Source organism: Lactobacillus sp. ESL0261, from assembly GCF_003693025.1.
In the GTDB taxonomy this organism is placed as follows: Bacteria; Bacillota; Bacilli; order Lactobacillales; family Lactobacillaceae; genus Lactobacillus; species Lactobacillus kullabergensis.
This window is the reverse complement of sequence record NZ_REHN01000008.1, coordinates 15283-29242: the sequence shown is the minus strand read 5'-3', so window position 1 is coordinate 29242 and position 13960 is coordinate 15283. Positions and strand designations below refer to the sequence as shown.

Genomic DNA, 13960 nt, shown 5'->3' with positions numbered 1-13960 from the left:
AAGGTTTTATTATGGAAATTATCCATTTAACATACCCGTTTAAGGAAAATATTATTCCACAAAAGATAATCCTTGCTTTAGGATTCTTTGACGGTGTTCATCGTGGTCATCAGGAATTAATCAAAATCGCAAAAGAAAAAGCAATTCAAAAGCATTTACCATTAGTAGTAATGACATTTGATCGACATCCTAAAGAAATTTATCAAAATAAAGAAGTCAGCTATATAGATACATTGTCTGAAAAAGCTTATAAGATGCAGGAACTAAAAGTTGATTTTTTGCTTGTGATGCATTTTAATGAGGCATTTAGCAAACTGACTGCACAGGAATTTGTAGATAAAATTATTGTTAAATTAAATGCTGATACAGTTGTAGCCGGCTTTGACTACACTTATGGTCCCAAAGAGATTGCCAATATGAAAAATTTCCCTAAGTTTGCTAAGGGAAGATTTGCTATTATTGATGTTCCAAAACAGTCTTATGATGGCCAAAAAATTGGCTCTACGGAAATAAAAAGGGCCATTACCAGTGGAAATATGGAATTGGCAGCTAAATTATTAGGGTTTCCGTATGTCATGTCCGGTAAGGTCGGGCACGGTTTACGTAATGGCCATAAACTGGGTTTTCCTACAGCAAATCTAGTTTGGTCTCAAGACAAGGTGGTTCCTAAAATTGGAGTATACGCTACTAAAACCAAGATTAAAGGCAAGTGGTATGACTCAATGACAAGCGTGGGTTATAACGTAACTGTTAATGAGGGTAAAAAGCTTTATATTGAATCGAATTTATTTGGATTTAATCAAGAAGCCTATGATGAAGAAATGGTAATTAAATGGTATAAGTATACTCGTGGCGAAATTAAATTTGATAACTTAAAAGAATTAAAAAAACAAATGAGTGGTGATGAGGCAGAAATCAAAGCTTATTTTGCCGGCATTGGTTAATTTCAATTTTAAAGGGGATAAGCGTTTTTTTGTAAAAAAGTTAGCACTCAACTTGACATTCTGCTAAAAGCTAGTATCATATTAATTGTTAGCACCTAATAAGTTTGAGTGCTAAAAGTGAGGGCGATATTTATGTTGACCGAACGTCAAGAATTAATTTTAAAAACAATTATCAATGATTTTACGCAGACACATGATCCTGTTGGGTCTAAAACAGTCATGAATCAGTTACCTATTAAAGTTTCAAGTGCAACTATTCGTAACGAAATGGCGGTTTTAGAAGAAAAAGGCTTGATTGAAAAAACTCATTTGTCAAGTGGTCGAGTACCTTCAACAGAAGGCTACCGTTACTATCTTGACAATTTAGTTGAGCCTTTACAGATTTCATCTTCTGTTTATAAAAGAATTATTAATCAGCTTGATCAGCCGTTTCATCAAGTTAACGACATCGTACAGGAAGCTGTTAAGATCTTATCTGACCTAACAAATTACACTGCATTTGCGGAGGGGCCTGAGAATAGTGATTTAACTATTACCGGATTTCGTATAGTACCTTTATTTGGCAGACAGATTATGGCTATTCTTGGTACCAGTGATGGCGATGTTCATGACCAGGTTTATAACTTACCATACAATATTCATGGTGATGACATTGAACGTGCCGTTCGTATGATTAACGATGAATTAGTAGGAAAGTCGCTAGATCAGGTTACACCTGAGTTTCTTAAGAAGACTTTAGGACAAAAGCTTAAAGCTGCTCATGTGTCTGAATTAATAGATTTAGTTGAAGATGTGATCAGTGATGCTGCCAGCGAGCAAATGTATGTCGATGGTCAGATTAATTTGCTCAATAATATTTCTTTGAGTGACGTTTCTAATTTGCGGTCATTATATGAAATGATTGAGCATAATGACTTAATTTCTAGTATTTTGGATAACAGGCAAAACTTAAAAAGTGACAGATATCCAGTTCGGGTAAGTCTAGGGTCTGAGTTATCAAATGATTTGTTAAAGGATTATAGTCTGCTTACGGCAGAGTACAGCGTTGGTCCTCACGGAAAGGGCATAATTGCTTTACTTGGCCCTGATAATATGCCGTATTCTCAAGTGATAGGATTGCTTGAATATTTCAGAAATGAGCTATCTAAAAAGTTGCTTGATTATTATGGTAGATTTAAATAAAGGAGGTTAGCCGTGAGTAAAGAAGAAATTAACAGTAAAAATTCAAAAAAAGAGCAAAAAGAATCAACTGAATCAAAAGAAGTTAAAAAGCATTCTCAAGCTAAGGCTAACGAAAAAAAGAAGTCCGAACCTTTGGAAAGCAAACTGCAACACAATTTGACCCAGTTGCAAAAAGAAAAAGATGATTTAGAAGATAAGTACTTGCGCAGTCAAGCTGAAATGCAAAATATGCAAAATCGCTACAATAATGAAAGAGCGCAACTTATTAAATATGAATCACAATCTTTAGCTAAAGATGTTTTGCCAGCAATGGATAATTTAGAAAGAGCTTTGGCAACAAAGGTTGATGATGAAGCATCAAAGCAGCTTAAAAAGGGAGTGCAAATGACACTTGATTCTCTGGTTAAAGCCATGAAAGATCATGGAATCAGTGAAATCACTGCTGAAGGTGAAAAGTTTGATCCTAATTTACACCAAGCTGTCCAAACAGTTGAAGCTGAAAATGAAGATCAAAAAGATCATGTTGTGCGGGTTTTGCAAAAAGGATACTTGTACAAAGATCGTACTTTAAGACCAGCGATGGTTGTTGTAGCACAATAATTGAAAGGAAGCATATCAATGTCAAAAGTTATCGGAATTGACCTCGGAACTACCAACTCGGCAGTTGCTGTTCTTGAAGGAAAAGAGCCAAAAATTATTACCAATCCAGAAGGAAACCGTACTACACCTTCAGTAGTTGCTTTCAAGGATGGAGAAATTCAAGTCGGTGAAGTCGCAAAGAGACAGGCTATTACTAATCCTAATACTATTTCTTCAATTAAGCGTCATATGGGTGAAGCTGATTATAAGGTCAAGATTGGTGATAAAGCATACACTCCTCAAGAAATTTCTGCCATGATTTTACAATATATCAAGAAATTCTCTGAAGATTATCTTGGTGAAAAGGTTACTGAAGCAGTCATTACAGTTCCTGCATACTTTAACGATGCTCAGCGTCAAGCTACTAAGGATGCCGGTAAAATTGCAGGCTTAGACGTTAAGAGAATAATTAACGAACCAACTGCATCTTCACTTGCATATGGCCTTGATAAAGATGCTGAAGATGAAAAAGTTCTGGTTTATGACCTTGGTGGTGGTACCTTTGATGTTTCTGTTTTGCAATTAGGTGACGGAGTCTTCCAAGTACTTTCAACTAACGGTGATACTCACCTTGGTGGCGATGACTTCGATAATAAAATTATTGATTGGCTGATCAAGAACTTTAAAGATGAAAATGGTGTTGACCTTTCTAAAGATAAAATGGCTTTACAAAGGTTAAAGGATGCCGCTGAAAAAGCTAAGAAAGATTTGTCTGGTGTGTCTTCAACTCATATTTCATTACCATTTATTTCTGCTGGTGAATCTGGACCATTACATTTGGAAGCTGATTTAACTAGAGCGAAATTTGACGAATTAACTGCTGATTTAGTTGATAAGACAAAGATTCCATTTGACAATGCATTGAAAGATGCTGAATTAACAGTTAATGACATTGATAAAGTTATTTTGAATGGTGGTTCAACCCGTATTCCTGCTGTTCAGGATGCAGTTAAGAAGTGGGCTGGTAAAGAGCCTGATCACTCAATTAACCCCGATGAAGCTGTTGCTTTAGGTGCAGCAATTCAAGGTGGAGTTATTTCTGGTGATGTTAAGGACGTAGTTTTACTTGATGTCACTCCTCTTTCTTTAGGTATTGAGACCATGGGTGGCGTATTTACTAAGTTAATTGAAAAGAATACGACAATTCCAACTTCAAAGAGTCAAATTTTCTCTACTGCTGCAGACAATCAACCGGCTGTTGATGTTCACGTTTTGCAAGGGGAGCGCCCAATGGCTGCTGACGATAAAACATTAGGTCGTTTTGAACTAACAGACATTCCTGCCGCTCCACGTGGTGTTCCTCAAATTCAAGTTACATTCGATATTGACAAAAACGGCATCGTTAATGTTTCTGCTAAAGATATGGGAACCGGTAAAGAACAAAAGATTACCATCAAGAGTTCATCCGGTTTATCTGACGAAGAAATCAAGAAGATGCAAAAAGAAGCTGAAGAACATGCTGAAGAGGATAAGAAGAAGAAAGAAGAAGTTGATCTTCGTAATGAAGTCGATCAATTAATCTTCTCAACTGAAAAGACTTTGAAGGATGTCAAAGGCAAGGTATCAGATGATGATACTAAGAAGGTTCAAGATGCACTTGATGCTTTGAAGAAGGCTCAAAAGGACAACAACTTGGATGAGATGAAGTCCAAGAAGGATGAATTGTCTAAAGTTGCCCAAGACTTAGCAGTCAAATTGTACCAAGCTAATGGTGGGGCTCAAGGTGCACAAGGACAGGCTGGACCTCAAGCAGGACCACAAAATCCTGGTTCCCAAGATGGCAATTCAGGTAGTGGTTCCGCAGGTGAAGGCGAGTTTCATAAGGTAGACCCAGATAAGTAAAGGGTTTATAATTGAATAAATTAGAAAAGAACTGCCAAAAAGTAGTTCTTTTCTTTTGTAAAGTTAAGGAGCTTATAGATGGCACAAGAAGATTACTATAGCGTTCTGGGTGTTGATCGCAATGCCAGTGATAAGGAAATTACCTCTGCTTATCGTAAACTTGCCAAAAAATACCACCCTGATTTAAATCATGAACCCGGTGCTGAAGAAAAGTATAAGAAGGTTAATGAAGCTTACGAAGTTTTGCATGACCAGCAAAAGAAAGCACAATATGACCAATTTGGTTCGGCCGGAGTCAATGGTCAGGGAGGCTTTGGCGGTGCAGGTCAAGGATATAGTGATTTTGGCGGCTTTGGTGATTTTGGTGATATTTTTAATGATTTCTTCGGTGGTGCAACAGGAGCAAATCAGCGTCGCGCCAACCCAACAGCACCAACTCGTGGTGAAGATCTAGACTATACTTTGTCAATTGATTTTATGGATGCAATCACGGGCAAGAAGACTCAGGTTTCATACACTCGGAGTGAAACATGTCCTACATGTAAAGGTAATGGTGCTGAAAAAGGAACGCATCCGATAACCTGTGATAAATGTAATGGTACTGGCTACATGACAATAACTCAAAAATCTATGTTGGGAGTTATTCGTCGTCAGACAGTTTGTGATAAATGTAACGGCAAAGGCGTAATTATCGAGCATCCTTGCCAAACTTGTCACGGCAAAGGCGTAATTGATGGCAAAAATACTATTGAAGTTAATATTCCTGCCGGAATAGATAATGGACAACAATTACGTTATGAAGGCCAGGGAGAAGCGGGTAAAAATGGTGGTCCTTATGGTGACCTTTATATCAGTTATCGTATTAAGCCATCAAAAGATTTCGAACGCAAAGGTACTACTATTTATACTACTGTTCCAATCTCGTTTGCCCAGGCAACTTTAGGCGATGAAATTAATGTTAAAACCGTGCATGGAGAAAAGAAATTAAAAATTCCTGCTGGTACACAGCCTAATAAAGAATTTACTTTGCGTGGCGAAGGTGTTCCATATTTGCGTGGCAATGGTAAAGGTGATCAAATAACCACTGTTCAAGTACAGATTCCAAAGTCAATCAATGAAAAGCAGAAACAGGCTTTGGTTGATTTTGTCAAAGCCGGTGGTGGGTCAATAACACCACAGGAAAAAGGATTCTTTGAGAGATTAAAAGAAAAATTGCAGTAAAAAATATGCTATTATTACTGTGAATGTTGGTCTGCAAAAATGGAGAATTATGATGTTGAGTTGCCCAAAAGGTTATAAATACTGGCATCAAAATGATACTGGCTTGACAATTAAATCTAATGCCCCTTGCTGGGCCAAAAAAGAATTCAAAGATTATATGAGACTTTTTAAAGAGAATGGCAAGCCAGATAAAAACGGCATTGTAAGATATTATTAGTATTAATTGAAAGTTTAAGTAAAGGACTAATTCTTCAAATTTGATGGGATTAGTCCTTTAAGTTCGGGAAAATGATTTTTTGTGGGACTAATTGGATATTTAGTGTCATCAATTACCAAAGTCTAGTTATAAAGAATAAATAATACCAAGACAAAGAAGAAAATGTATATGAAAAGACACTGAGCAGTGATATGACCCCCAAATTTAGGACAAATTTGGGGATCATATCACAGTATAGCTCAATGCCTTTTTTTTTGGTCTAGAAATAGTTTTTTCTGATTTAATTGATTTTAAATTTTTACGCGCTATAATGTAATAAATATTTAATAATTTGTTAATAATATGGGCAATAAAAATGAAATTAAGTAACTTAATAAAAGCAAATGTTTTAAATTCAATTTTGATCGTATTTCTAGTGGTAATTTATGGCTGTGGTTCTGCCTTCAGCTCATACGTTATTAAGTTCGCTTATAATAGCCTGAGTAAAAGTCATTTCTTTCAATTTTTATACTTTATTTTGGTTAGTCTAATTACAGGATTAGTGGCCTTTATAATTAATTCTGTGGCAACGTGGCTATACAGTAGGCAACTGCAACAATATATTGGCTTGATCAGAAAAAAGCTGGTTAAGCATTATTTCCATAGTGAATCTGATTCTACAGAAGCAATGATAAATAATTTAAATAATAATTTGCAGTTATTAACCGATCAATATGGTAATCAGGTTTTGCGTATACTTAGCTCCCTTTTTGTAATGGTTACTTCGACCATTGCTTTAGTCATGTTTCATTGGTCAATAGCTGTATTAGTGATTTGTTTGGTCTTTGTCACTTTATTGATACCAAAATTAACGCGTAAAGCTGCTAATAAAGCGACTAGAAAAATTTCTGAGCAAAATAAAAAATATTTAAACACAATTTTTCAGTGGTTTAATGGTCTGGCTGAATTAAGACGATATTTGGCATTTGATGCCTTCAATCATTATTTGACAAAAAAGGGAGCAGATTTGGAGCAGACTTATGTTGACAGGCAAAAAGTCATGGGACTTGCGCAGTTTATTAATGGCTGCGCAAATTCTTTTTCTCAAGTAGCTGTGACTTTCCTAGCAACAATATTATTTTTTGCTAAAATTGTTTCTTTCGGTACGATTATTGCCGCAGGTACTTTTGCATCTAGTATTTTTAATGCAGCGTTGACTATTACTACGGCATTAACAAGAATGCAGTCAACTAGAAATATTAACCAACAACTAAATAAATTGCAAAGAGAAATACCGGTCGAATACTCAAATGAAACAAATTTTTCTACAATTAAAACTAGAAGTTTAAAGTATAAATATCCTAATAACAGAGAAATTTCCTATCCAGACATGACTATCAAGAAGGGCGAGAAGATTCTATTGCAGGGTAGAAGTGGTTCTGGTAAATCAACTTTATTCAAACTGCTTTTGGCAGAATTAAAGCCTACCAGTGGACAAATATATTTTTGTGATAAAAAGGGTAATAAGGTTAAAGTTGACCGCAGTCAGATAAGTTATCTAGCGCAAGACAATTTTCTATTTCCAGTATCTATCAAGGAAAATATTACCATGTTCAATAGTAAATTAGATAAAGCTGTTGAAAGATATGTAAAATCAGTTCAGTTGGAGTCAGATTTGGCTGCCTTTCCCGCTGGCCTAGAAACGCTGGCTGATGTTGACAAAAATAATCTTTCTGGTGGTCAAAGACAAAAGATTGTTTTAGCACGTAACGAGATCCAAAATAAGCCCGTAATTTTAGCGGATGAGTCTACTAGTGCCATTGATGAGAATGCAACAAACAAAATAATTAGTAATCTTTTGAATAGTGATCAAACTATTATAGTTATTGCTCATAATCTTACTAAAGATACTAAAAAATTGTTTGATAGAGTGATAAATATTGACCCTAATCGAGGTGAAGCTAATTATGACGTTTAAAGGATTGTATTCAACTAATAAAGTTAGAATGTTAGTCATTTTACTACTAGAATTTATTACTTCTGGCTTAGTTATTGGTACAAGTTATATCAGTACGTATATCTTTTCTTTCATTCGCAAAAGAATGATAAATGAGTTTCTTTTGTTTTGCATAATCGTGTTACTTTTATATTTTGCTAGTTATTTAGGCATGAATTTGTGTCAGTATTTAATTGAAAAACAAATTCAACAATATAATCATCAAGTAAGAGCAGAAATTATTGCCCATTTTTTTAATGATTACGCTCACCACAGTCCAAATAAAGTACAAAACATACTCACAAATGATCTTAACTTAATTAAATCCTCTTCTTTGAGCATTTATACTGATATTCCGTATTATGCTGCGCAAATTCTTTTTGTTATCTTAGCCCTCTGGTCATTTCATTGGAGCTTGTTAATAATAGTATTATTTTTAGGCAGCTTAAATTTGTTGCTCCCGCGCCTTTTACGAAAACCCTTGCAAAAAGCTGTTCGAAATTTATCTTCAGCTAACGCGTCATATTTAAAAACTGCAGAAAATTGGTTCGATGGATTAACTGACTTGCAAAATTTTATGGCTGGAAAAAAACTTTCAATTGTAATGGCAAAAGCCTCGAAAAAACTGGAAAAAGCAAATATTAACCGCACAAAGACTATGCAATTCTTATCAGTTTTGAATAAAGCAAGTTCAGTTTTGTTAAATTTCTTTCTATTGATTGGCACTGCTCTGTTAATTACACAGAAAATTATTCCTTTTGGCGTGATCGTTACCGTTGAAAATTTTAGTGCAAATTTGTTAGAAGCAATGCAAAGCCTTACAAATGAAGTTGGACAAATTTCTTCTGCTGGTCAATTAAATCAGAAAATTGCCAAAGATCGTGTTCCAGTGACTGATGTAACAGAGGGTATAGAGCCTATAAGTTTGCAGACCCACAACTTAAGCTATATTTTTTCTAACGGTCAAAAACTAACTTTTCCAGATATCACTATTAAACCACATGAAAAAGTTTTATTAATTGGTGATTCTGGTAGTGGCAAGACTACTTTCTTTAAATTGCTTTTGGGTATATTGAAACCTACAACTGGTGCGGTGAATTTTTTTGATCAGAATAAAACCATGCTTAATCCGCAAAACTTAAAGTTAGGTTATATTCCTCAATTTCCCGTTTTGTTTCCCGTTAGTATCAAGGACAATATAACAATGTTTAATAAAGATCTAGAAGAAAATCTAAACCAAGTAATTAAAAATACCTGTTTTAATCAGGACCTTAATAAATTTGCTGCAAAAGAAGAGACAATTATTAACTTAAATAATTTGAATGTGTCTGGGGGACAAAGGCAAAAAATAGTTTTAGCTCGGTCAGAGATTCACGAAAATCAATTTTTGTTAATTGACGAAGGTACTTCGGCAATAGATGAAGAAAATAGTGCGGTAATAATTAACAATATTCTTAATAGTCCTGTTACGGTATTTATGATAGCGCACAATTTGAATCAGAAGATTCAAAATAAGTTTGACAAAACGATTTATTTAAATAAAGGAGATAGGTTTTAAATATAATTTACAAATAAAATTAGTACAAAAATCCCCAAATTTTTTATCAAATAGAAAAACAAATCTAATTAATAAAATAGTTTTGACTACCTCTACTTTTTACTTAATTGCTTTTAACTGTTTCATTTACTTTGTTATAATAGTAAAGATAGAGTAAAGGGTGCAAATTATTTATGGATATTAAAAAATTACAAGATTACCAAAAACATATCCGCAACTTTTCCATTGTTGCTCATATTGATCATGGGAAATCTACAATTGCGGATCGTATTTTAGAACTGACTGATACTGTATCTGAACGACAACTAAAAAACCAAATGTTAGATGATATGCCGCTGGAACGCCAACGCGGCATCACCATCAAGATGAACTCAGTAGAAATTAAATATCATGCTCAAGATGGCGAAGACTACATTTTTCATCTAATTGATACCCCGGGACACGTGGATTTTTCTTATGAGGTTTCCCGTTCCTTAGCGGCTTGTGAAGGTGCACTGTTAGTTGTAGATGCTTCGCAAGGTGTGCAAGCACAAACTTTGGCAAATACATACTTAGCAATTGATGATGACTTGGAAATTTTGCCTGTTATAAATAAAATTGATCTGCCTTCAGCTAATCCAGAGCAGGCTAAAGAGGAAATCACAGAAATGTTGGGATTAGATGCTTCCGACGCTGTTGAAGTTTCCGGTAAAACTGGGCAAGGAATTAAGGAGTTGCTTGAACGCATAGTTAAAGATATCCCAGCTCCTAATGGAGATCTCCAAGCACCGTTAAAAGCGTTGATTTTTGATTCAAAATATGATGACTATCGCGGTGTTGTCTTATCTGTACGGATTGAAGAAGGTACTGTTGCACCTGGCGACAGAATCAAAATTATGAATACTGGCAAAGAATACGAGGTTACTGAAGTTGGAGTTTCTAGTCCACATCCGGTTAAAAAAGATATTTTGATTGCTGGGGATGTTGGTTACTTAACTGCCAACATTAAGTCCGTTCGTGAAACTCGTGTTGGTGATACCATTACTTCGGTTGCGCATCCAACTGCTGAACCACTTCCCGGTTATCGTCAGATACCACCAATGGTTTATTCAGGTATGTATCCCGTTGATAATTCTAAATACGAAGATCTTAAAGAAGCTTTGCAAAAATTGCAGTTAAATGATGCTGCTCTGGAGTTTGAACCTGAAACCTCGACCGCTCTTGGGTTTGGCTTTAGGTGCGGTTTTTTAGGCTTGCTTCATATGGATGTGGTCCAAGAAAGACTAGAACAGGAATTTGATTTGGACTTAATTATGACCGCTCCTTCTGTTGATTATCATGCCATTATGAATGACGGCACAACCAAAGTAATTGATAATCCTTCTGATTTGCCCTCAGCTGGTGAATATAAGGAGGTACAGGAACCTTTTGTTAAAGCGGAAGTGATGGTTCCGAATGATTTTGTCGGTCCTGTGATGGAATTATGTCAACGTAAACGGGGCGAGTTTGTGACAATGGACTATCTAGACAAATATCGGGTTAACGTAATTTACAATATGCCGCTAGCCGAAATTATTTATGATTTTTTTGATGATTTGAAATCTTCCACTAAAGGTTATGCCTCACTTGATTATGAAATTACGGGTTATCGGGCAACTGATTTAGTTAAAATTGATATTCTGTTGAATAAACAAGTGGTTGATGCTCTTAGTTTCATTGCACATCGGGATGAAGCTCAAAATAGAGCAAGACAAATGACCTCAATGCTCAAGAAACTTATTCCCCGGCAGAACTTTGAAGTTGATATTCAAGGGGCAATTGGAGCAAAAATTATTTCTCGTGCCACTGTTAAGCCTTACCGCAAGGATGTTACTTGGAAAATCCATACGGGAGATCCTGATAGAAGGGCAAAACTGCTGGAAAAGCAGAAGAGAGGTAAAAAACGCATGAAAGCTGTAGGTCATGTTGAAATTCCTCAAGATGCTTTTATGGCTGTTTTAAAAATGAATGATGATGACTTAAATTCAAAATAGAAAATAAATATAAAAGGCTGAATTAAACATATGATTGAATGGCGTGAGCGTATAGGTGAAGAATTAGCTCCGGAATTGATTGAAAAGTATCAGCTTAGCCCGATTACGGCTAAGCTGCTTTCTTTGCGCGGAATAAATACTGCAGCAAAAATTGAATTTTGGTTTAATGCCACTGAAGCTGATTTGGCTGATCCTTTTCTAATGCATGACATGAAAAAGGCAGTTAACAGAATTAATCAAGCAATTGATGCAGGAGAAAGAATAACTATTTATGGTGACTATGATGCAGATGGTATCACTGCCACTACTATTATGGTTGAAACATTGGGCATTTTAGGTGCCGATGTTCATTTTTTCATTCCCGATCGTTTTAAAGATGGCTATGGACCAAATATTGAATCCTACAAGAAAATTGTAGCAGATGGGACTAAACTGATCATTACTGTAGATAACGGTATTACTGGAGTTGACGAGGTTGCTTTTGCCAAAAGTAAAGGTGTAGATACAATAATTACAGATCACCATAAATTTCAAGATAAAATTCCTGAAAGCTATGCGTTAGTGCATTGCAACTACCCTGGCCAAAAATATCCGTTTGATGATTATTGTGGTGCTGGAGTGGCCTATACTATTTGCCGAGCTTTAATGCAGGATTCAATGCCAGAATTATTGGAACTGGCAATGATTGGCACAATTGGAGATATGGTCAAGGTTTCCGGAGAAGGTCATATTATCGTTAAACGCGGTTTAAAAATGCTTAATGAGACTGAGCGGCCGGGACTATGGGCTTTAATAAAAAAAGCAGGTTTACAATTAGGACATATTGATGAAACAGATGTTGGCTTTAACATTGCACCAAGATTGAATGCTGTTGGCAGACTTGATAATGCTAGTTTAGCCGTTGACTTACTATTATGTGAGAGTGACGAAGAAGCTGAAAAAATAGCAGAAAAGATTGAAGGTCTAAACGATAAACGTAAAAATTTAACAGCTGAAGTTTATCAATCTTGCGTTAATCAGATTAAAAATAATGGTTGGCAAAGAGATAAAACTTTAGTTTTATATAATCCCAAGTTTAATGAAGGGGTTTTGGGATTAGTTGCAAATAAATTAGTTGAGAAAACTCATAAGCCAACCATAGTTCTGACAAAGAATGAAGAGGGAATTATCAAAGGTTCGGGAAGGTCTGTAGATGGCTTTAACCTTTTTAATGCCTTAGAACCTTTAAAGGATAGACTTTTTCTTAAATTCGGTGGTCACGATTTTGCGTGTGGCTTGTCTATGACCGAAAGCAAAATTTCTGCGTTACGCAAATCATTTGAGGACAGTTTTACAGGTACTTTTAATCAAAACATTCGTTATTATGATTGCGAACTACCTTTTTCCCATCTGGATTTGAAAATTATAGCTGATATCAAACAAGTCGGTCCTTTTGGCACTGATAATGTTAAACCCATTTTTAGTATTACTCATCCGAAAATTAACAGTTGCTTTTACATGGGTAAAGAGAAAAATCATATCAAATTGAACATTAGTAAAGACCATAATAAAGTTGATGTTGTAGGATTTAATAAGAAGTTCCTTACAAAAATTCTTTTGCCTTACATAGATCAGCTATTCATAGAGCTACAGGAAAATTGTTTTCGTAATCAAATAAAATTACAAGGCATTATAAAGGGAATCATTTTTGCTGCACCAAAATTAGCAGTTCCTGAGCCAGTGGTTGATTTGCGCAATGAAAAATATGTGATGGGTTTTGCAGACAGATATCTATTATTTGATAAAAGAAATAAGATCGCTGCTTCTAGTTTATTTGATATTGATCCCGCAAAAATTACATTGGTCAATGATTATGACAGTGAAGGTGAAGTAGCCGTCTTGCTTGATGTCCCTCGTAATCAAAAAGAGCTAGATTTTGCATTGAATAATAATTATGAGCAGCTTTATTTACACTTTCTTATAGATCAATTGCCAGTACAACATTTGCCGCTAAAATCTGATTTTGAAATTTTATTAAAATATATATACTCTCACCCTGGTCTGACACTGCAAGATTACCGCAAGGTCGGTAAATTTATAAAATTAAGTTACAATAACATTCTCTTTATTTTGCGAGTATTCTTTGAACTGAACTTTATTCAGTTAGAAGATAATAAAATATTTGGCGTTAATAATCCTGTCAAAAATAAACTAACAAATTCGAAATATTTTCAAGCTACCAAGTCACAGATTTCTTTTGTAAACGAATTGCGGCAAATGCCGAGTCAAAAATTACTAATGTACGTGAATGGGCAATTAAAGCAACATTAATTTTTCTTGCTTTTAATGCTTTTAAGCCCAAAATTTGTTAGAATATAAAGGTCGAATAAG

10 protein-coding genes are annotated in these 13960 nt (G+C 35.2%); all 10 read left to right on the top strand.

Going from position 1 to position 13960, the window contains the following annotated elements; all coding sequences use genetic code 11:
* Positions 1–11: 11 nt before the first annotated feature.
* The 10 genes from ribF to recJ all read left to right on the top strand — a co-directional run bounded on the left by ribF (position 12) and on the right by recJ (position 13900).
* Positions 12–944 carry a riboflavin biosynthesis protein RibF gene (ribF, locus tag F5ESL0261_RS05810; protein WP_122052544.1) on the top strand — a complete coding sequence of 311 codons (933 nt, stop codon included), beginning with the start codon at positions 12–14 and terminating at the stop codon, positions 942–944.
* A 132-nt stretch (positions 945–1076) separates the two neighbouring features.
* Positions 1077–2126 carry a heat-inducible transcriptional repressor HrcA gene (gene hrcA / locus F5ESL0261_RS05805; protein ID WP_109586390.1) on the top strand — a complete coding sequence of 350 codons (1050 nt, stop codon included), beginning with the start codon at positions 1077–1079 and terminating at the stop codon, positions 2124–2126.
* Positions 2127–2138: 12 nt separating this feature from the next.
* The gene (gene grpE, locus F5ESL0261_RS05800; RefSeq protein WP_122052543.1) at positions 2139–2726 is read left to right on the top strand and encodes a nucleotide exchange factor GrpE; all 588 of its coding nucleotides are present in this window, start codon (positions 2139–2141) and stop codon (positions 2724–2726) included.
* Positions 2727–2744: 18 nt separating this feature from the next.
* Entirely contained in the window at positions 2745–4607 is a 1863-nt protein-coding gene (gene dnaK, locus F5ESL0261_RS05795) for a molecular chaperone DnaK (RefSeq protein WP_109586389.1), read from the top strand.
* A gap of 78 nt (positions 4608–4685) precedes the next feature.
* Entirely contained in the window at positions 4686–5828 is a 1143-nt protein-coding gene (gene dnaJ, locus F5ESL0261_RS05790; RefSeq protein ID WP_122052542.1) for a molecular chaperone DnaJ, read from the top strand.
* Positions 5829–5880: 52 nt separating this feature from the next.
* Entirely contained in the window at positions 5881–6045 is a 165-nt protein-coding gene (locus F5ESL0261_RS10165) for a hypothetical protein (RefSeq protein WP_199699943.1), read from the top strand.
* Positions 6046–6400: 355 nt separating this feature from the next.
* Complete coding sequence (locus F5ESL0261_RS05785; RefSeq protein ID WP_122052541.1) at positions 6401–8002, top strand: ABC transporter ATP-binding protein; 1602 nt, start codon at positions 6401–6403, stop codon at positions 8000–8002.
* Positions 7992–9578 (top strand): ABC transporter ATP-binding protein, encoded by a 1587-nt coding sequence (locus tag F5ESL0261_RS05780; RefSeq protein ID WP_122052540.1) that lies wholly within the window; start codon positions 7992–7994, stop codon positions 9576–9578. The genes F5ESL0261_RS05785 and F5ESL0261_RS05780 overlap by 11 nt, the downstream gene beginning before the upstream one ends.
* Positions 9579–9751: 173 nt before the next feature.
* Positions 9752–11590, top strand: coding sequence for a translation elongation factor 4 (gene lepA, locus F5ESL0261_RS05775; RefSeq protein WP_122052539.1), 1839 nt, complete (start codon positions 9752–9754; stop codon positions 11588–11590).
* A 33-nt stretch (positions 11591–11623) separates the two neighbouring features.
* Entirely contained in the window at positions 11624–13900 is a 2277-nt protein-coding gene (gene recJ, locus F5ESL0261_RS05770) for a single-stranded-DNA-specific exonuclease RecJ (protein ID WP_122052580.1), read from the top strand.
* Positions 13901–13960: the final 60 nt, after the last annotated feature.